The sequence below is a fragment of the Lewinella sp. IMCC34183 genome, assembly GCF_003390915.1.
Lineage (GTDB): Bacteria > Bacteroidota > Bacteroidia > Chitinophagales > Saprospiraceae > Neolewinella.
In genome coordinates, this window is record NZ_QMEM01000002.1 from 237,459 (window position 1) to 255,312 (window position 17,854).

Genomic DNA, 17,854 nt, shown 5'->3' on the forward strand with positions numbered 1-17,854 from the left:
CGGTAAAAGTAGTTGATGCTCGATCACATATGTAGAATGCTCAGCGACGGACGTGGCCTTCCGTCGTACTGGCGCCACAGCGCCGCGCGCCGGCAGGCCATGAACTGCGTCCTTACCCGCCACGCGTACGGCCCCCACCGGCGACAGTACTTGCTGCTCCTGGAGCCGCCGGGTACGCAGCCGGGTGAAGCACTGCCCTGGGCCTTCTACTTCCACGGCGGCGGCTGGGCCTTCGGCACGCCGGAGGCCTTTTCCGTAGCGGGCCGCCCGTGGCTGGCCGCCGGCTTCCGCGTGGTCCTGCCCAGTTTCCGGCGGCCACCGGTTTACGGACTTCCGGATATCGTTCACGACTGCCGCAACGCGCTGGCGGCTACCGCCCGGCTGGCCCGCGCTACCGGCCGCCCACTTTCCCGCCCCCACATCGGCGGGATCAGCTCCGGCGGCCACCTGGCGGCCCTGCTGGCCCTTCACCCCGACTGGTGGGCGCAGGCCGGCTGGCCCGGCCCGCCCGACCATGCGCTGCTCTGCGCTGCGCCTTCGGACCTGCGCCTGCTCTCCCCGAGCTGGCTCTTCGGCCGCTACGCAGCCCAGTGTCCGGCCCGCTGCTTCGACGTTGCCGATCACTGCCGGTGGCTACTGCTGCACGGTACCCGTGACGGCCTGGTCGATTACGCCCACGCCGAGCAGTTCTTGCAACGGCTCCGGGATTCCGGCGCCGATGCCCGCCTGCTGACCATCCCGGGCGGGGGGCACCTGGACGCCGGCCGCTGGACGTACAACGATGCGGACCCCTACGCGAAGGCTATTGCGGACTTTGTCCGTTCAGCCGGGCCAGGGCTTCCTGCGGCAGGGTAAAGTCGGGGGCCAGCCGCAGGGCGGTATCGTAATCCCGCCGTGCCGCCGCCTCGTCGCCGAGCAGCTCGCTGGCGAGGCCCCGGTAGAAGTAGGCGCGGATGTGGATCGGGTCGTTCTTGATCACGATGTTGAATTCCCCGTACGCCCGCTGTACGCTGTCCAGCTCCATCAGCAGCAGGCCGGCGTTGTAGTTGCCGGCCACGTACTGCCGGTCGATGAAGCTGGCCCGCCGGTATTCCTCGATCGCGCGCGACAGGTCGCCCCGGTCACGGTAGTAGTCGGCGCGGGCGTGCCGGGCGATGACGTCGTCGGGGTCGATGCTCACGGCCGTGTCGAAGTACTCAAGCGCCCGGGGATCGCCCTGGGCGGCACGCAGTTCGCCCTGGAGCAGGTAGGCGTCGGTCATGTCCGGATCGATCTGGGTGGCCTCCTCCGCCGCGTTCAGCGCGCGTACCGTGTCGCCCGTCTCCACGAAGACCTGGCTCAGGAGGTAGTAGGCCTCCGGGTTGCGGGGGTCGAGCCGCACGGCCTGGTTGAGGCTGGCGATGGCGTCGTCGTATTGCTTGAGGATGAGGCGGGTTTCGGCCAGGCGCAGCTGCGTCTCCAGGCGGTCGGGGTCCAGGGCGGCGGCCCGCTCCAGGGTGCGGAGGGCCAGGCGGCTGCGGTAGTAATCCAGGTAGACGTCGGACAGGGCGTAGTAGTACTCCACCCGGGTGCTGTCGAGCATCAGGGCACTCGTCAGGTCGGCGATCGCCGCGTCGTAGTTCTCCAGGTCGTAGTACATCGTAGCGCGCTGGCGGTAGAGATCCGGGTTGCCCGGATCGCCGGCGATGGCCGTGGTCAGGTTGTCGATGGCGGGGTCGCCCGAACTGGCCGGGGCGGGGTCCTCCGCGGGGGTCGCGGGGCCACAGGCGAACAGGCCGAGCACCAGCAGGGAGAAGCAGTAACGCAACATTGGTTTTCTTTGTAGACGCATAACGTCACAGCTTTCAACATTACTATGTCCGCCTCCCTGCCCTTGGTCGAATGCGTGGTGAACGTCAGCGAAGGCCGCGACCCAGACACCCTTGCCGCCCTGGCGCTCGCCATTGCGGCGGTCCCGGGTTGCTATCTCCTGCACACCGATACGGGGGCGGGCGCGCACCGTACGGTCTTCACCTTCGCGGGTTCACCCGATGCGGTATTTGCCGCCGCCCGACGCGTATACGAAGTCGCCCACGCCCGCATCGACATGCGGCACCACCGGGGCACGCATCCGCGGCTGGGCGCGGTAGACGTATGCCCCTTCGTACCCATCTCCGGAGTATCGACGGAAGAAATAAAGGCGCAAGCGCAGGTGCTAGGTCAGTGGGTGGCCGAGCGTTTCGGCCTGCCGGTATACCTGTACGCGGAGAGTGCCGCCGGACCGGCGCGGGCCAACCTGGCCGACGTCCGCCGCGGCGAGTTCGAGGGCCTCGCCGCCAGGATGGAGCAGCCGGGCTGGCGGCCGGACTTCGGTCCCGCTATTCCCCATCCCACCCTCGGCGCTACGGTCATTGGCGTACGGCCCTTCCTGATTGCCTGGAACATTAACCTGTCTGCGGAAGCCACCTTACCCCAGGCCCGTAAACTGGCCGCCCGCCTCCGCGGTAGCGGGGCGGGCGGACGGGCCGGGTTGTTTCCCGGCCTCAAGGCCATCGGCTGGTTCATCGAAGAGTACGGCCGCTGCCAGATAAGTTGTAACGTGGTGGACCCGGCCCGTACGCCCCTGGCCCGGGTGTATCTCACCGCGGTGGGGCTGGCCCGGGAAATGGAACTCAGCATTACCGGTTCCGAGCTTATCGGGTTGGTACCCGCACCGCACCTGCGCGCCGCCGCCCGGGGATTCTGCCTGAACCCGGACTACGCCGCGGAGATGGAAACGGCCGTAGCCGTCCTTGGTCTAGACGATCTCGGTCCGTTCAACTGGCCTGAGCGGGTGTTGGAAGAGCGATATCGTGCCGCTGTGCAAACAGGTCGTCAGACGTGATAAAGTAGGTACGCCCGTCGCGCATCCGAACGCAGAGGCCACGTCGGCCACCAAAGTCGATGCAGCGAAAATCGGAAGTAGGATCGGCCAGGGCACCCGACCAGCGGGCCGAAGGGGCTACCTCCACGAAGGAGCAGTCTTCCATCTCGGACTTGCGCAGCTTCACCTTTCTGCCGATGAGGCCTTTGGTCTTCAGCTTCAGGTACTTTTTGCTCACTTTGATACGGAGCCGAGTAGCGTATACGCTGTACCAGCCTAGCGCCAACAGGCCGGCGATGAGGCCGGTGATAAGAAAGTCGTAGAGGGTCACCCCATTGGAGAAGGTGACTACGGTGCGGTAGAAGACAAGGAGGGAAAGCAGCGAGAGGAGGGCGATAAAGCCGGGGTTGCGAAAGCGCTGCTCTTCTTTATAGGCAGTAACGGGCATAGCGAGAGCGTCTGTTGAATAATGAAAACGCTTTGCCTTAAATTTTAGTTTACTTCGAGTTTACATTAGATTAACATTGGGCTACTTTTTCACGATTCTTGCCTGATTACCGCCCCACTGGGCAATATATACCCCGGCGGGAAGCCGGGAAACGTCCAGTTTGGCCAAAGTGCCCGTAACGGTCAGGGAGACCGAGCGGTTCATGTCACGCCCCTGCATATCGAAAATGCGGGGCTGATCGGCAGGTTCGGCCGCGGCCCGGAGGGTAAGCTCGTCGCTTACCGGGTTGGGAAAGGTCGTCAGTGCCTCGGGAGCGGCGGCATCCCAGTGCGCGGTAGCCACGGTGGAAAAAGACTCGGTGCCGTCGAAATCTACCTGAGCGATGCGGTAGATGTTGTCTCCGGCGCGGGGCTGCGCATCGTAAAAACTAAAAGAGGCAGCACGGTCGCTATCCCCGTTACCAGCTACTTCACCGAGGTCGGTCCACTGTCCGTCGGGCGCGGCCCGTTCCACCCGGAAGTAATCGTTGTCGCGCTCGGCAGCCACGCTCCAGCGGAGCCGGATGCCGTCATCGTCCGGGGTGGCGGTGAATCCCGCCCACTCCACCGGCAGCGTGGCGGAAACCACCTGTAACGCAATGGCATTGGTACTCACCGTGATGCAGCGTTCGTTTCCGTTCTCATCCGTGCGTATACCGGAGGTAGTCTGGGAAACGAAGGTGGCGGGGTCGAGAGCGTCGTCGTAATCGATGCCCCGTACCGTATAGTCACCCTCCACAAGGCCGGTAAAGTCCCCCGCTGCCGACTGCCGTAAAATCACGTCGCCCCCGGCGGGCAGCGCGAGATAGGTGTAGGCCCGGCCCGGCGCCAGTTCACTTTCGGAGAACAGCCGCGGACTGTCCTGAATGGTAAAGCTCACCCGGTAGGGTTTCGGATCGGTGATGGCGGGAATGCTGGGCAGGATGACCAGCTTGTATACCTGCCCGCCGACTACGTCGAGCGTGATGGAGGGACGAAGCTTGCCGGTAATGGTAGCCGTGGACGCCAGCCAGTTGAAGCAGTTGTTGACCGCTGGATCAAACGAATCCCGAAAGATGGAGAGCGTCACCAAAGGCGCGACCTCCCGGTAGGTGAAGGTGACCGGCCCGCTGGTCAGCGGAACGAACGTGAGAACGTCAAACGGGAGGTTGTTGCGGCCTGCGGAGAAGGCGAGGCAGGTTTCCACCGCTTCGTTGCCCCGGCTATCGTCGGCGCGGTAGGAAAATGCGCTGCTTTCGTCGGTGGCGTCCAGCACGTCGCTGAAGGGACGGACGTATTGCTCGCCGTTGACAAAGTACAGACCGAGATCGAGGGAGCCAGCAGCCTGACTTACGTCCACGGTAAGCAGGCCAGTATCCGGACCGATCAGGCTGGCACGCTCGATGCACGCTGAGGGCTGCCCGAAAAGTAATGTGCAGGCAAAAACAAGTAAGGCCGTCGCCGGCCAGCGGAGGGAATGGGTGTAGGTCATAGTGTTAGTTTGGTGAACGAGCGCCCGCGTCACACGTTCACACCCCTCGTGTTAACAGGGTCGTGTTTCACAGATACCGCTAGCAATTACCGCCTGGCGGACCTGTATCTTCCCATTTTGTTGGCCTTATTCACATTCCCCTGCTAACCGTGCATGTTATGTCGATCTACCTACCTACCTTTTTAGCGCTACTCGGCTTGCTGGCCGGCACCGGGTGTCGCCCCACCGGTACACCCGCGACTACGGCGACAGCAGCTTTGCCTACCGAGGGGCCCTGGCTCACGGGCTTTGAGAAACCCGCTACTAACCCGATTCTTACAGCCGACAGCAGCTACCGCTTCCGCGATCCCCGCAGCGGCGGGGTGGTCCGGTGGCAACGGGCGGACGTTTTTAATCCCGGAGCGGTAGTGCGGGGCGACAGCGTTTACCTCTTTTTCCGGGCGGAAGACGACCCGAGTGCCATCCTGGGGGGCCGGACCAGTCGCATAGGCCTCGCCGCCAGCGCGGACGGCATTCACTTTACCCGCCGCCCGGAGCCCGTATTGTACCCCGGTACGGACAATAACCGGGCGTTCGAGGATCCGGGCGGCTGCGAAGACCCCCGCGTGGTGGCCCTGGCGGACGGTCGCTTCCTCATGCTGTACACCGCCTGGAACCAGGAGGTGGCCCGGCTCTGTTCGGCCACTTCCACCGACCTGGAAACCTGGACCAAGCACGGCCCCGTCTTTCAGGAGGCCTACGGAGGGAAATTTCATGACACTTGGTCGAAGTCGGGTTCGGTAGTATGCCGGCTGACCGATGCCGGAGAGCTGGAAGCCACCCGCATCAACGGCAAGTACTGGATGTACTGGGGCGACGCCGTGGTGGGCCTGGCCCACAGCGACGATCTGCTGGACTGGACGCCGGTCCTGAATGCCGACAGTACACTGCTCGATCCCCTGCCCCGCCGGCGCGGATACTTTGACAGTGGACTGAGTGAGCCCGGCCCACCCGCCCTGCTGACCGACGCGGGCATCCTGGTGCTCTACAACGGCAAAAACTCGGAGGTCGAGAGCGAGCGGTACCGGGGTGCGGGGCCGGGGGCCTACTGCGGCGGCCAGGCGCTGTTCAGCGCCGCGGACCCGACGGTGCTGCTGCAGCGAATGGAAGAACCCTTCATCTGCCCCTCCCTGCCCCACGAGGTGAGCGGGCAGTACGCCTCGGGAACCACCTTCATCGAAGGTCTGGTGTACTTCCGGGATAAGTGGTTCCTCTATTATGGGACCGCGGATTCGATGGTGGGCGTAGCCGTACGCGACTAGGCCGCCTCGGCCGTCTGGGCGCTGGTAGCCTTCTCGCCCTCGGAGATGCGGGCGGCGGCGTACTTCTTGAAGATGTGGCGCTGCATATAGCGACCAATGCTGGCCACCGCACGCAGCCGCTGCCAGTGCTCCGAGGGTACCCCGAAGTAGGCGTACACCGCCCCGTTGTTCCGGAACTTTACGAACAGTGTATTGGCCGCCCGTAGGTAGCCCATCTCGGAGAGCATCTGGGATTTGACCTTTTGCATGACGATCGGAAGTGCCATAAGGGGGTGAATTACAAGTTCTTAGTGCCTATATCTAACACCCAGGGAGCTTGGATGGTTGTTAGTTTAAAACTTTTTGTTTGTTTTTAACTGGCTTATGCAATGCCCAACGGGGGCGTGAGACGTCCGGCGGCGGCGGACTGGAAGGTCACTGCCCCGCCCCCACGCAGAGCGAAAGCGATTATGTTCACTCAAATTTCACTTTTTTTAATTTTTTGGCGCGTTGACCAAGCGGGTGGTTACCTTTACCTCACCTCTTATATGTCTTCCTCATGAAGTATCAAACCGTACCCATCTTCCCCTATTATTACGGGAGTGGGTCAAGTGCCGAAAGCGCGGTTGCCCTGTTGGGCGTGCATAGCAGCATCGTCGACTACTTGTTTAACCGGTTTTGCCTGGAGGAAGTCCGGCAGTCGCTGGTAGATCTCGGCCTGCCGGGTGGGTTCCGGGATTTCGGCAGGGTAAGCGACCGGGTCGATATAATGTCCGGTGAGCGTAATTTCTATCTGGACCGGGGAACGCCGGAGGAGCGATTACTCTTCACCGCCCAGCTCACCGTAAAGGGAGCCGTGGACAGGCAACGGGAAATGTACTGCATCAAGGTATCCACCCCTAAGGCAGTACTGGCCCCCTCGACAACCCAACCTGGCGGTAGAACCATAGCGCTTTCGGCTCCGGAACACCGGCAGTTTGCCGAAGCTCAGGCCGCGCTGACGGCGCAGAACATATCCATCTTCCTCCTATGGAAAGAGGGCGAAAAGCTTCACGTTGGGGCAAGGTCGTCGGCGTACGCGCTCACGGAAGCTAACATCCAGCAAATTCAGGATTTCCTCCAATCTGCCCTCGGCGGAAAGGCTGCGAAAGTGCATCCCCTTCAGCACTGCGGGGTGGGTAAATCCCATCCCACCATTACGCTCCCGGAAAGCCGCTTAGGGTCAGTGACGGGCAGTGAGGCTTCCGGGTTCCGGGCTACCGGCTCGTAAGCCGCGTGAAGGAAAGGGACAACAGTTTCCACTCGCCGTCCTGCCGCTTGTAGACTTCGGGCACCTCGAAGGGGTTGACCACCTCGTGGCCGCCCACGACCGCCGTGAGGGTGATGTCGTTGAGGAGTACGGCGGTATCGTCCACCACGCTGACGGAGGCATCGTGGATCTCCGCGTGCTTGTAGTGGATCCCGCCGCTGCGGATCACCTCCACCTCGCGATCCTTTCCCCAGCTGCCGCCCATGTGCACGAATCTGGCCCGCTCGTGGAACAGCCCGGCGAGTCGGTCGGCGTCCCGATCGGCCATCCACTGCCACTTGTCGCGGGACAGGCGCAGCAGTTCGTCTTCTACGCTTGCTTGCACATCGATGGCCGCGTACTCCACCTGCGGTACGGGCTCCCTCCATTCGGTGGGGGCATTACCGGTGATGGCCAGGTAGACCACCCCCTCCCCTTGCGTGGCTCCGTGCCAGTGCTCGACGCCGGGGGTGCACTGCACGATGTCGCCCTTACGCACCACGCGCACGGGCTGGTCCCGCTCCTGGTAGTAGCCCACTCCGGCCGTGATGACGAGTTGCTGGCCGGCGGGGTGCAGGTGCCAGTCGAGCTTAGCGCCCGGCGCGGAGGTGGCTACCGCCAGGTGATAATTGTACTGTTGCGTGGTATCGGTCGGTAGGTAAAGCCAAATGTCACCGGTGTGGTGTACGTTCTCGGCTTTGACTCCCCGGGGGAACAGGCTCTGCTCCTGCGCCCCGGCGCCGGAATGCAACACGGCGCACAACAGAAGGGAAAGGGTTATTCGGACCATATCGGATAGTTGCGGTGATGGTTGGTTTTGGGTAGTCGAGCACCAGCGGGGAATGGCCGGCCCCAATACGAATCAACTGGGCATCCGGCAGGATGTCAGGCCCCCTAAAAAAAGCTCCGTACCCGCTCGCAAATGTAGCCGAGCGACTCCTCGTCCAGCTCACTGTGCATGGGCAGGGAAATGACCTCTTTGCAGAGTAGGTCGGTGATGGGCAGGAAGTCGATCGCGTTGGCCGCCGTACCCCGGAAGGCACCCTGGTCGTAGAGGGGCACGGGGTAGTAGATCATGCTGGGCACGCCACCTTCCTGCAGGTGGTGCTGGAGGGCGCCGCGGCGGTCGCCGTCGATGCGCAGGGTATACTGGTGGTACACGTGGGTACTGGCCGGCAGGCGGGCGGGGGTCAGCAGGCCGTCGAGGCCCGACAGTGCCGCGTCGTAGTAGCCCGCGGCTCGCCGGCGGCGCTCGTTGTAGGCGTCCAGGCGGCCCAGTTTACAGTTGAGGATCGCGGCCTGTACGGAGTCCAGGCGGCTGTTGACGCCCACCACGTCGTGGTAGTAGCGACGGCTTTGCCCGTGGTTGGCTACGGAGCGCAGGCGTTCGGCGAGCCGGTCGTCGTCGGTGTTGATGGCGCCGCCGTCGCCGTAGGCTCCCAGGTTCTTGCTGGGGTAGAAGCTGGTGCATCCGACATCGCCCAGGGTACCGGTCCGGCTCACGCGGCCATCGGAAAAGGTATACTCCGCACCGATGGCCTGGGCGTTGTCCTCGACGATGTGCAGCCCGTGGGCCTTCGCCAGTCGGACGATCGGTTCCATATCGCAGCTCTGCCCGAACAGGTGGACGGGCACGATGGCCTTCGTACGTTCCGTGATCGCCGGCTCGATCTGTTCGGCGGTGAGGTTGAAGGTGAAGGGGTCCACGTCGACCATCACCGGGCTGAGGCCCAGCAGGGCGATTACCTCCGCGGAGGCCACGTAGGTGAAGGCGGGTACGATCACCTCGTCGCCCGGCTTCAGGTCCAGGGCCATCATGGCGATTTGCAGGGCATCGGTACCGTTGCCGCAGGGGACCACGTGTTTGCACCGGAGAAAGGCCTCTAGTCCGGCCTGGAAGTCCCGCGTAGCCGGCCCGTTGATGAAGGCGCCGCTGCGGATCACCTCCATGACCGCCGCGTCGACCTCCTCCTGCATGGCTTCGTACTGGGTCCTGAGTTCGACCATTTGGATGGGGGCGGGCGGGGTGGGCATGTCTGGGATTTCGGGCAAAGGTAGTGTAGTACGGTAGTACGGTAGTCCTCTAGCGCAGGACATCGGATGCGGCTGACGTAAGGAAGCCTCAACCGATGTCCGTAGCGGGGAGTCAGAACCCCATATCCTGAATTTCCACATTTCCGGTGTCGAAGAGGCTGCGATCGACATTGCCGTCGGTACGGATGTCGGTGATGTGCATTTCGTACGTGGTATTGCCGTCTATGATGGTGGACTGGATAGGAAAGCCGTTGGCAATGTCTGTCAGGCCGGGGGGCATCGCCGCAGCATTCTGGCCGGTGCCGCCCATCATACGGGCTACGGAACTGAATACCTTCGGGCCGTTCAGGGGTACATCCTGGGTGATCCACGAGCGGGTGGTGGTATGCTCCTTGGTATTTTCCACGATCACGAGTTCGCAGGCGTAGCCGTCGATCGTACGCCGCTCCCCGGTGCGCTCGACCGTGAGGTGGTCAAGAAGATCATCCTTAGCCGCGTCGATCATCCGGCCCATCCGGGGCATCCGCATCCGGTAGCCCTTAGTGCGGCCTCTTTCGTCGGTGGTGATCATTGTCGTCTTCCCGGTCTGGGTGTCAAAGATCATTTGGGCGGTACCCGATCCCCCGTCGCCGGCGGTGATCATGGCGATCTTATCGCGGGTATTACCCAGGCGAATGCTCGTGTGCTCCTCGCGGTTGCGTTTCTTCTCCGTCATGTTCATGGTGAAGCTGAAGGACTGCTCATTCTCGAAGGGTTCAAACTCCCCGCCGCCGCCGAGTATACCGATGACGGAGTTGGTCGCTTCGCGCTCTCGCCCGGTTGTTACGGTATCCGCAGCTGCGGTATCCTGGGGATCCTCCTTCTTTTTACTGAAGAGGGAGGTGAAGACCTTGTCGACCTCCTGATCGATCCTGCGGTCGATTCGCTCGTTGGCCCGGCGCTCGGTGCGTTTTTTGGCGCGCTTCACGGTACCCTGGGCGGAGAGCGGCGCGACCAGGCAAAAAGTCAACACGAGAAGTATTAAGGTGGGGTAATTCATTGTGGTAGCTACTGGTTCTACCGTTTTATTCTCCACAGACCCACAACGTTACACTACGGGTCACCCTGATGCTGCCTCAAGACCGCTTTCGTACCGAACTTTCGATCCGATTCAGCGGTTTTTACCGTAAGTAGTGTATGTACATTAATCACCCCAATTGAACGTCATGAAACACTCAGCAGAACTCCGCGGGGACTTCGCCCGCATCCTCTTCCTCGCCTTTCTTACTCTGGTTTTCCTGTCGCTGTTCTTCATTCCAAGCATCGCCAAGTTATTCTAGTTCCGATTGGCGGGATGATAGGACAGTATCGTCTCCCGCAGAAAGTCGGTATCGAGGTGCGTATAGATCTCAGTAGTCAATATTGACTCGTGACCCAGCATCTCCTGCACCGCCCGCAGGTCCGCCCCCCCCTCTATTAAGTGGGTGGCAAAAGAATGCCGAAAGGTATGTGGACTGACCCGCTTCTCTATCCCCGCCTCCGCAGCGTACTTCTTGACCGCCGTAAATACCGATACCCGACTCAGCCCGCTGCCCCGCCGGTTGAGGAATACCACGTTCTCGTCTTTGATGAGCGGCAACGCATGGCGCACGTGCGCGAGGTAGATCTCCAAGTGCCGGACCGCATCCGGTCCCATAGGTACGATCCGCTCCTTATTCCCCTTTCCCGTTACCCGCACGAACTGCTGTTGGAGGTACAGGTCCGACAGCCGTAGTCCCGTAGCTTCACTCACCCGTAACCCGCAGGCGTAGAGGGTCTCCAGCAGGGCGCGGTCCCGCAGCCCGTGATCGGTACTCAGGTCAATCGCACCCAGCAGGGCCCGCACTTCTTCGTAGGTGAGCACTTCGGGAATTTTGCGCCCGAGCTTGGGCGCGCGGAGCAGTTCGGTCGGGTCGGTGTCCAGCACCCGCTCGTCCACCAGAAAGGCGAAAAAGGACTTGAGCGCGGATACCAGTCTTGCCTGCGACCGCGCCGCCAGTCCCAATTCGGCCAGGTGCCGCAGGAATCCGTCGAGGTGCAATCGCTCGATCCCCCGGGGCCCCAGGGACCAGCCGCGCAATTCCAGGTAGGCGGGCAGCTTCTCCAGGTCACTGCGGTAAGCGGTAAGCGTGTGTACGCTATAGCCACGGGTCAGCTTCAGGTAAGCCTCGAAGGCACGGAAATGGGGGGTCCAGGGATTCTGCATACGGCAAGCGGCGCGGATTCACTGCGCCAGGAGAAATCCGCCTTCGGGTTGCCGCTCGACGGTGAGCCCCCTAAAATCTTCCCGGAAGGCGGCCACGTTCAGTTCCGCAAACTCTTCTCGCTCGTGGGTGGTCGTCAGCACCACTACAGGACAGCCCGCGTTGTTGGCGGCCCGGGCACCGGTGACGCTGTCCTCGAAAATGAGGCAGTCCTCCAGCGGGACGCTGATGCCGTCCGCGGCCTGCCGGAACACCTCCGGATCGGGCTTCCCGTTGGTGACCATGCCCGAATGCACCACGTGGCCGAGCATCGACCGGATGTCGAGGGCGTCGATCACGAAAAAGGCATTTTCTTCCGGTCCGGCCGTGCCGATGGCCATGGGCACGTCAAGGGCGTAAGCCTGTTTGATGAAGTCCAGCGCGCCGGATACGGTATTGGCCGCCAGGTCAGGAGCGAAAATTTCGCGGTAGGCCTCCTCCTTCTCCCGGGAGATGCGCAGGCGCTCGTCCGGACTGAAGCGATCCCCAAACAGCCGCTCCAGGATTTCGGTATTCACCCCGTGGATTTCGGCCTTGACACGATCGAGGGTATAGTCGAGCCCGAGGTCGCCCAGCTTCCGCTGCCAGGCCCGGTGGTGGACCATCATGTTGTCAACCAACGTACCGTCGAGATCGAAGAGAATGCCTTTGAAGGGAATGGGGGTCATGGGGATTTACAATTTACGAGCGACAAAGTACCACTTACAATTGCTCGCCGGGCATGCGCCGGCAAAACCTAGTACCAGTTGACACGGACTAAGTTCATCCCGCTGATGGTTTGCCACTCCCACGGAAAACAAGAGCGTTCCCTCCCCCGTCAGCCAGAAGGATGCGGGGCAAAGTCACGCGAGCCGGAAGCTTGTGGGCCAGAGCCGTGCGGGCCGAAGTCGTGCGGGCCAAATTGTACTTAGTAGATGGTAACTCGTAAATGGTAAATCCTACCCCTCTCCCTTCCGCCGAAAAATAGCGGGATCCACCAGTCCCCACCGCGCCAGCCGGTGTTCCAGCGACACGCGCAGCACCCCCAGCCCATACTTGCTGGAGCGGAGGAAATTGATGCTGCTGGCCTCCTCGAAATATTTGGTGGGGCAGGTGACCTCGGCGATGTCGAAGCGGTGGTAGATGATCTGGGAGAGCATCTCGTTGTCGAAGACGAAGTCGTCGTCGTTGGCGTTGAAGTCGATCGTCTCCAGTACCTCGCGGCTGAAGGCCCGGTAACCGGTGTGGTACTCGCTCAGCTTGTAGTTGACCAGCAGGTTCTGGGCGGCCGTGAGGAAGCGGTTGGCGACGTACTTGTAGAGCGGCATGCCCCCCCGCAGGGCCCCCATGCCGAGGATGCGCGACGCCAGCACCACGGGGTAGAGGTCTTCCCCGATGATGTTGCACATGGTGGGGATGAGCTTGGGCGTGTACTGGTAGTCGGGGTGGACCATGATGACGATGTCCGCGCCGATCTCCAGCGCCTTGTTGTAGAGGCTCTTCTGGTTGCCGCCGTAGCCCCGGTTGCGGGGGTGGGTGATGACGTGGTCGACGCCGAGTTGCCGGGCCAGCGCACTGGTCTCATCCCGGCTCGCGTCGTCGCAGAGGATCACCTCGTCAACGAGGTCACGGGGTACCTCGCGGTAGGTCCGTTCCAGGGTGAGGGCGGCGTTGTAGGCCGGCATGACCACGACTACCTTTTTGTCCTTGTACATCGTCCACAAAAGTAGCTATTCGCCACCGCCCGGCACGACGAAGGGCTTCCCCGTGGTGGAGAAGCCCTTCGGTTCGGGGTCTGTGTGGCCGGGGGTGACTATCCCTGCGTCGTGGGGCGCACCTGCAGCTCGTTGATGTGTACGCCATCCGGCTGGGTGATGGTGTAGTGGATGGCGTTGGCGATATCTTCGCTGTCGAGCATTTCGATGTTGTCGAAGAATCCCTTCAGGTCCTCCATGAGTTCCTTGTCGGTGATCGTTTCGGTCAGTTCCGTTTCCACGGCTCCGGGTTCGATACAGGTGACGCGGATGTTGTGCTTGGGGGCCAGCTCCTGGCGGAGGCCATCGCTGAGGGCGCGTACGGCGAACTTGGTGGCGGAATACACCGCCGAGCCGGCCATTACTTCCCGCCCGGCTACGCTGGAGATATTGATGATGTGGCCGCTTTTGCGCTCGGTCATATCGGGCAGCACCTCGGCCAGGCAGAGGAGGACACCCTTGAGGTTGACGTCGACCATGGTCATCCACTCGTCTACGTGCAGGTTCTTCATGTAGCTGAGGGGCATGAGGCCGGCGTTGTTGACGAGAATGTCGACGGGGCCGAAGTTGCTCTTGGCCTGCTTGACCAGATTCTTGACGGCATCGCGGTCGGTGACGTCGGTTTCGACGACGAGGGCCTTTCCTCCGGCCTTCTCAATGTCGCTCTTCAATTCCTCCAACCGCTCGGTGCGGCGGGCGGCGAGAACGACATAGGCGCCGTCTGCGGCCAGTTTCTTGGCGGTGGCTTCTCCGATGCCGCTGCTGGCGCCGGTAATGATGGCGGTTTTTCCTGAAAGATTCATATGATGGTTTTCTTGGTGCAACTGGCCCGGACGGCCCCTTGTTGAGAGAATTCGCGGATTGTGATCCCGCGATGACGGTCGGGCCGGCCTGGTATGCCTAGATATCTACCGTATCGCCGCGGCTATAGTCCACAATGGTAATTTCACGAATGGTTGCCTGCCCGTTGACGGAGGCGGGGTTCACCTCGCCGGCCGGTCCTGCCACCCCCGACAGGAGGAAGGCGTACGGTCCCGCATAGGCATAGGCCCGGCTCTCGATTTCGGAGACCTGCACGGTAAGTTCCGGATAGGCAATAAGCAATTTGCCAAAGCCGTCGCCCACCCGGAGTCCGGAAGCCGTAACCGGCACATCCGATGTGATCACGATATCGCCGATCAGCGTGGAATCGGCTACGGAAGGCAGTACGTAGCCCAGCCGTTCGCCGTCTTCGTCCCGGATGTAGTGGACGTCATAGTCACCCTCTCCGTTACGTAGGATACCGGCTTCCAGGCGGTCGGGGTGGTCGGCGAGGGGATGACCGGCGGACAGGCCGAAGAAACCGCTGCCGCGGATGGTGTAGGCGTCGGCGTCCCGATGGGGCTCCGTACCGGCCGCCACAATGGGGTCGCCGGCGGACCGGTCGCCCGCCGTACCGCTCTCCCCGCAGGCAAGCAGGGCGAGCAACGTGACCAGCATCAGCAACTTAGGCATGGTTCGGCGCGTTTGACTACCCCTCTAACCCGCCGGCGGGGGCGGTGTTTATCCGTCGCCCGCCGTAATTTTGCGCCATGTCCACCATCGGTACCGTTTCCTTCTATACCCTCGGTTGCAAGCTGAACTACAGCGAAACCTCCGCCATCGGCCGCCAGTTCGAGGCCGCGGGCTACCGCGAGGTACCCTTCACGGAGGGGGCCGACGTGGTCGTCATCAATACCTGCTCGGTCACCGAGTTTGCCGACCGCAAGTGCCGCAACGTCGTCCGACGGGCCCTGGGCGGGAACGCAGGTGCAAAGGTGGTGGTCGTCGGCTGCTACGCCCAGCTCAAACCGGAAGAGATCGCCGACATCGAGGGCGTGGACCTGGTGCTGGGCGCCGCCGAGAAGTTCCGGATCCTGGATTACATCGACGGCATCACCGGGGGGGCGGGCAAGGGCATGGTCCGGGCCGGGGAGGTAAAGGAGGCCGACACCTTCGTTTCTTCCTTCAGCTTCGGGGATCGCACGCGGTCCTTCCTGAAGGTACAGGACGGCTGCAGCTACAACTGTAGCTTTTGCACCATCCCCCTGGCGCGGGGGGCCAGCCGCAGCAGCACGGTGGAGCAGATCGTCAGCGACGCCGAGGCCATCGCGGCGCGGGGGGTGAAGGAGATCGTCCTGACCGGTGTCAACATCGGCGACTTCGGCAACGGTACCCAGGTGATCGAGGACAAGAGGCCGCGGAAGGAGGCCCTCTTCGTGGACCTGGCGCGCGCCCTCGACGGCGTTGAGGGGATCAACCGCTTCCGCATTTCCAGCATCGAGCCCAACCTCTGCACCGATGAGGTGATCGACTTCGTGGCTGGCAGCCGCCGCTTCGCGCCCCACTTCCATATGCCCCTGCAGAGCGGCAACAACAAGCAACTGGCCCAGATGCGACGCCGCTACCGCCGCGAGCTGTACGCCGAGCGGGTTGACCACATCCGGCGGGTGATGCCCCACGCCTGCATCGGCGTGGACCTCATCGTCGGCTTCCCCGGCGAGACGGAAGCGGACTTTTTGGAGACCTACCGTTTCGTGCAGGAGCTGGACGTCACCTATTTCCACGTATTCACCTACAGTGAGCGGGCCAATACCCCCGCCGCCGAGATGGAGGGCGCCGTGCCGCTCGCCGAGCGGCGGCGGCGCAACAAGATGCTGGGCACCCTCAGCGAGAAGAAGCGCCGCGCCTTCTACGCCCGCCACCGCGGGGAAACCCGCCCCGTTCTCCTGGAGCGGGGAAAGGAGGATGGCCTGCTGCACGGTTTTACGGATAACTACATCAAAGTCGAGTTTCCCGCCGATGATGCCTGGATCAACCACCTGGTCGACCTGGAGCTGGCCGGCGAGGTGCGCGGTGCCGGCAACGGCATGGTACTGGAGGGCCGTGCCCTGGTGGAGCAGTAGATATGCTGCCGGAAACGTAACTTAGGTCACCCCTACCCCACATCCGGAACCGGTCGCGGGTGGGAGCAATGACCAGTCGTGCAAACCATGAAACACCTGCTTTTCCTGCTTTTCGCCGGCACCTGCGTGCCCGCCCACCTGTACGCTCAGGATGCCGGGGGCCTCATCGACGCGGTCATCGAAGCCGTGGGGGGCTCCGAGGGCCTGCACCGCCTGGAGGACGTACAGTACGAGTACCGCCGCTCCGATGGCAGCAGCAGCCTGGAGCGCTACCGCTTCAACCAGGAGATCAGCTACGGCCGCAGCCGCGACGAGGCCGGTCACGTGCGGGAAGAATACTACAACGGGCACACCACTACCCTGCTGGTCGACGGCCAGCTGGTGACCGACCCCGCCGAGAAAGAGAAGGCCCGGTTCCACCGGAAGACCAACTTCTACTGGTTGGCCATGATGCACAAACTGAAGGACCCCGGTACGGTGCACCGCTACGCCGGCACCGACACGCTGGAGGGTACGGTTTACCACCTGGTAGATGTCACCTTCGAGGAGGGCGTAGGGGAAGCCAGGGACCGGTACCGCCTGTACATCAACTCCAAAACCAAACTGGTCGACCGCTTCCTCTATACGGTAGAGGCCATGAACCGGATGACCCCGACCCTGATGGAGGTGGACTACAAGCGGGTCGCGGAGGGCGTGCGGCTGCCCGTGGAGAGTCGCAGCCACCCGGCACGGGACTGGTCGGGCACCCTTACCGCCAACGGGGAATGGCGCGTCAGCCGGCGCGACAAGTTCCGCTTCCATAATGGCTTTACGCCGGAAACGATTCGACAGTAAACTAGCGTAGGAGCTGGATCAGGTACTCGCCCTGGGTGCGCAGGGTGATGCCGAAATCGGGGTCTGATTCGGTGACATCCATCCGGGTGACCAGGCCCACCTGCTCGCTCCGCACGAAGTCGAGGATCGTACACTCCTGGGGATTGACGAAGTATCCGTTTCCGTTCTTGTTTTCCATCCCGGATAGTATCAGCTTTTCGTTGCGGTAGGACCAGGTTCCCGAGCCGATGCCGGATTCTTGACGTACCTGACGGTCATCGTCGGTGACGATCGTTACGGTGTAGGAGCCCGTAGAGGTCCACTGCCCGTCGTCGTAAAGAATGATCTGCAGATCGCTGTTGGAAATGGAACTACTACCCTGGTCGCGGATGGGCGTACCGGAGGCGTCACCCGTCACGTTGAAGTCGCCGCTTAGTTCCGCGATGGTCCAACTGCCTACGAAATCCGCTTCGGTGATGGTGAGGTCTTCGGCACCGCCGTCGACACAGGACGTAAGCCCGAGAAGAAGGCAAAACAATAGCAAACGGGTAAAGTACTGGTACATACGCTATGAATTAGGCGCGAACGATCCGGCAGGGATCATATAGTAGAAGGAGGTATACTTGTTCCAGTGTTCGTTACGACGTGCTAGACGTGCTAAAAGCTACCAGCATAACAAGGTTTTCCCGGTAAGTGGTGTGCACCGACCAAAAAAAATCCCC

General features: G+C 62.3%; 19 protein-coding genes. 6 read left to right on the forward strand and 13 right to left on the reverse strand.

Annotation, left to right across the window (positions count from 1 at the left end):
* Positions 1–15 precede the first annotated feature (15 nt).
* The gene (locus DQG19_RS06230; protein WP_116125378.1) at positions 16–855 is read left to right on the forward strand and encodes an alpha/beta hydrolase; all 840 of its coding nucleotides are present in this window, start codon (positions 16–18) and stop codon (positions 853–855) included.
* On the opposite strand, the gene DQG19_RS06235 is transcribed toward DQG19_RS06230, so the two are convergent.
* On the reverse strand, positions 803–1,810 hold the full coding sequence (locus DQG19_RS06235; RefSeq protein WP_198661668.1) for a tetratricopeptide repeat protein: 1,008 nt from the start codon (positions 1,808–1,810) through the stop codon (positions 803–805). The genes DQG19_RS06230 and DQG19_RS06235 overlap by 53 nt on opposite strands.
* 45 nt (positions 1,811–1,855) lie before the next feature.
* Between DQG19_RS06235 and ftcD the strand changes: the two genes are divergently transcribed.
* Complete coding sequence (ftcD, locus tag DQG19_RS06240; RefSeq protein ID WP_116125380.1) at positions 1,856–2,863, forward strand: glutamate formimidoyltransferase; 1,008 nt, start codon at positions 1,856–1,858, stop codon at positions 2,861–2,863.
* Here ftcD and DQG19_RS06245 read toward each other — a convergent pair.
* Entirely contained in the window at positions 2,796–3,290 is a 495-nt protein-coding gene (locus tag DQG19_RS06245) for a hypothetical protein (protein ID WP_116125381.1), read from the reverse strand. The genes ftcD and DQG19_RS06245 overlap by 68 nt on opposite strands.
* Positions 3,291–3,371: 81 nt before the next feature.
* Positions 3,372–4,799, reverse strand: coding sequence for a T9SS type A sorting domain-containing protein (locus DQG19_RS06250; RefSeq protein WP_116125382.1), 1,428 nt, complete (start codon positions 4,797–4,799; stop codon positions 3,372–3,374).
* Between the two features lie 158 nt (positions 4,800–4,957).
* Between DQG19_RS06250 and DQG19_RS06255 the strand changes: the two genes are divergently transcribed.
* The gene (locus tag DQG19_RS06255; RefSeq protein WP_116125383.1) at positions 4,958–6,100 is read left to right on the forward strand and encodes a glycoside hydrolase family 130 protein; all 1,143 of its coding nucleotides are present in this window, start codon (positions 4,958–4,960) and stop codon (positions 6,098–6,100) included.
* On the opposite strand, the gene DQG19_RS06260 is transcribed toward DQG19_RS06255, so the two are convergent.
* Complete coding sequence (locus DQG19_RS06260) at positions 6,097–6,366, reverse strand: KTSC domain-containing protein (protein WP_116125384.1); 270 nt, start codon at positions 6,364–6,366, stop codon at positions 6,097–6,099. The two genes, DQG19_RS06255 and DQG19_RS06260, sit on opposite strands and share 4 nt — an antisense overlap.
* 272 nt (positions 6,367–6,638) lie before the next feature.
* Here DQG19_RS06260 and DQG19_RS06265 point away from each other — a divergent pair, with 272 nt between their 5' ends.
* Positions 6,639–7,349 (forward strand): hypothetical protein, encoded by a 711-nt coding sequence (locus DQG19_RS06265; RefSeq protein WP_116125385.1) that lies wholly within the window; start codon positions 6,639–6,641, stop codon positions 7,347–7,349.
* On the opposite strand, the gene DQG19_RS06270 is transcribed toward DQG19_RS06265, so the two are convergent.
* The 8 genes from DQG19_RS06270 to DQG19_RS06305 all read right to left on the reverse strand — a co-directional run bounded on the left by DQG19_RS06270 (position 7,336) and on the right by DQG19_RS06305 (position 14,889).
* Positions 7,336–8,157: a DUF4440 domain-containing protein gene (locus DQG19_RS06270; protein WP_116125386.1), complete on the reverse strand. Its 822-nt coding sequence runs from the start codon at positions 8,155–8,157 to the stop codon at positions 7,336–7,338. The genes DQG19_RS06265 and DQG19_RS06270 overlap by 14 nt on opposite strands.
* A 104-nt stretch (positions 8,158–8,261) precedes the next feature.
* Positions 8,262–9,401 (reverse strand): DegT/DnrJ/EryC1/StrS family aminotransferase, encoded by a 1,140-nt coding sequence (locus DQG19_RS06275; protein ID WP_198661669.1) that lies wholly within the window; start codon positions 9,399–9,401, stop codon positions 8,262–8,264.
* Positions 9,402–9,513: 112 nt separating this feature from the next.
* Positions 9,514–10,413, reverse strand: a complete 900-nt coding sequence (locus DQG19_RS06280; protein ID WP_157974360.1) for a DUF4412 domain-containing protein — start codon at positions 10,411–10,413, stop codon at positions 9,514–9,516.
* 303 nt (positions 10,414–10,716) lie between these two features.
* Positions 10,717–11,625 carry a site-specific tyrosine recombinase XerD gene (gene xerD, locus DQG19_RS06285; protein ID WP_116125388.1) on the reverse strand — a complete coding sequence of 303 codons (909 nt, stop codon included), beginning with the start codon at positions 11,623–11,625 and terminating at the stop codon, positions 10,717–10,719.
* Positions 11,626–11,643: 18 nt separating this feature from the next.
* Positions 11,644–12,330, reverse strand: coding sequence for an HAD family hydrolase (locus DQG19_RS06290; protein ID WP_116125389.1), 687 nt, complete (start codon positions 12,328–12,330; stop codon positions 11,644–11,646).
* 270 nt (positions 12,331–12,600) lie between these two features.
* Positions 12,601–13,356, reverse strand: a complete 756-nt coding sequence (locus tag DQG19_RS06295; protein WP_116125390.1) for a glycosyltransferase family 2 protein — start codon at positions 13,354–13,356, stop codon at positions 12,601–12,603.
* Between the two features lie 98 nt (positions 13,357–13,454).
* Positions 13,455–14,198: an SDR family oxidoreductase gene (locus DQG19_RS06300; protein ID WP_116125391.1), complete on the reverse strand. Its 744-nt coding sequence runs from the start codon at positions 14,196–14,198 to the stop codon at positions 13,455–13,457.
* Positions 14,199–14,295: 97 nt separating this feature from the next.
* Entirely contained in the window at positions 14,296–14,889 is a 594-nt protein-coding gene (locus DQG19_RS06305; protein WP_157974361.1) for a hypothetical protein, read from the reverse strand.
* A 77-nt stretch (positions 14,890–14,966) separates the two neighbouring features.
* Here DQG19_RS06305 and mtaB point away from each other — a divergent pair, with 77 nt between their 5' ends.
* Positions 14,967–16,319 (forward strand): tRNA (N(6)-L-threonylcarbamoyladenosine(37)-C(2))-methylthiotransferase MtaB, encoded by a 1,353-nt coding sequence (gene mtaB, locus DQG19_RS06310; RefSeq protein WP_116125393.1) that lies wholly within the window; start codon positions 14,967–14,969, stop codon positions 16,317–16,319.
* A gap of 87 nt (positions 16,320–16,406) precedes the next feature.
* A complete protein-coding gene (locus DQG19_RS06315; protein ID WP_116125394.1) occupies positions 16,407–17,153 on the forward strand; it encodes a DUF6503 family protein in 747 nt (248 codons plus the stop codon).
* A gap of 1 nt (position 17,154) precedes the next feature.
* Here the strand turns inward: DQG19_RS06315 and DQG19_RS06320 are convergent, their stop codons facing one another.
* The gene (locus DQG19_RS06320) at positions 17,155–17,697 is read right to left on the reverse strand and encodes a hypothetical protein (RefSeq protein WP_116125395.1); all 543 of its coding nucleotides are present in this window, start codon (positions 17,695–17,697) and stop codon (positions 17,155–17,157) included.
* Positions 17,698–17,854 lie beyond the last annotated feature (157 nt).

Excerpts from the sequence above, each read along its gene's own strand:
- xerD (WP_116125388.1), bottom strand. The coding sequence starts at position 11,625 with ATGCAGAATCCCTGGACCCCCCATTTCCGTGCCTTCGAGGCTTACCTG.
- DQG19_RS06230 (WP_116125378.1), top strand. The coding sequence starts at position 16 with ATGCTCGATCACATATGTAGAATGCTCAGCGACGGACGTGGCCTTCCG.
- DQG19_RS06260 (WP_116125384.1), bottom strand. The coding sequence starts at position 6,366 with ATGGCACTTCCGATCGTCATGCAAAAGGTCAAATCCCAGATGCTCTCC.
- DQG19_RS06315 (WP_116125394.1), top strand. The coding sequence starts at position 16,407 with ATGAAACACCTGCTTTTCCTGCTTTTCGCCGGCACCTGCGTGCCCGCC.
- ftcD (WP_116125380.1), top strand. The coding sequence starts at position 1,856 with ATGTCCGCCTCCCTGCCCTTGGTCGAATGCGTGGTGAACGTCAGCGAA.
- DQG19_RS06290 (WP_116125389.1), bottom strand. The coding sequence starts at position 12,330 with ATGACCCCCATTCCCTTCAAAGGCATTCTCTTCGATCTCGACGGTACG.
- mtaB (WP_116125393.1), top strand. The coding sequence starts at position 14,967 with ATGTCCACCATCGGTACCGTTTCCTTCTATACCCTCGGTTGCAAGCTG.
- DQG19_RS06275 (WP_198661669.1), bottom strand. The coding sequence starts at position 9,401 with ATGCCCACCCCGCCCGCCCCCATCCAAATGGTCGAACTCAGGACCCAG.
- DQG19_RS06305 (WP_157974361.1), bottom strand. The coding sequence starts at position 14,889 with ATGCCTAAGTTGCTGATGCTGGTCACGTTGCTCGCCCTGCTTGCCTGC.
- DQG19_RS06295 (WP_116125390.1), bottom strand. The coding sequence starts at position 13,356 with ATGTACAAGGACAAAAAGGTAGTCGTGGTCATGCCGGCCTACAACGCC.
- DQG19_RS06255 (WP_116125383.1), top strand. The coding sequence starts at position 4,958 with ATGTCGATCTACCTACCTACCTTTTTAGCGCTACTCGGCTTGCTGGCC.
- DQG19_RS06270 (WP_116125386.1), bottom strand. The coding sequence starts at position 8,157 with ATGGTCCGAATAACCCTTTCCCTTCTGTTGTGCGCCGTGTTGCATTCC.
- DQG19_RS06265 (WP_116125385.1), top strand. The coding sequence starts at position 6,639 with ATGAAGTATCAAACCGTACCCATCTTCCCCTATTATTACGGGAGTGGG.
- DQG19_RS06300 (WP_116125391.1), bottom strand. The coding sequence starts at position 14,198 with ATGAATCTTTCAGGAAAAACCGCCATCATTACCGGCGCCAGCAGCGGC.
- DQG19_RS06250 (WP_116125382.1), bottom strand. The coding sequence starts at position 4,799 with ATGACCTACACCCATTCCCTCCGCTGGCCGGCGACGGCCTTACTTGTT.
- DQG19_RS06245 (WP_116125381.1), bottom strand. The coding sequence starts at position 3,290 with ATGCCCGTTACTGCCTATAAAGAAGAGCAGCGCTTTCGCAACCCCGGC.
- DQG19_RS06320 (WP_116125395.1), bottom strand. The coding sequence starts at position 17,697 with ATGTACCAGTACTTTACCCGTTTGCTATTGTTTTGCCTTCTTCTCGGG.
- DQG19_RS06235 (WP_198661668.1), bottom strand. The coding sequence starts at position 1,810 with ATGTTGCGTTACTGCTTCTCCCTGCTGGTGCTCGGCCTGTTCGCCTGT.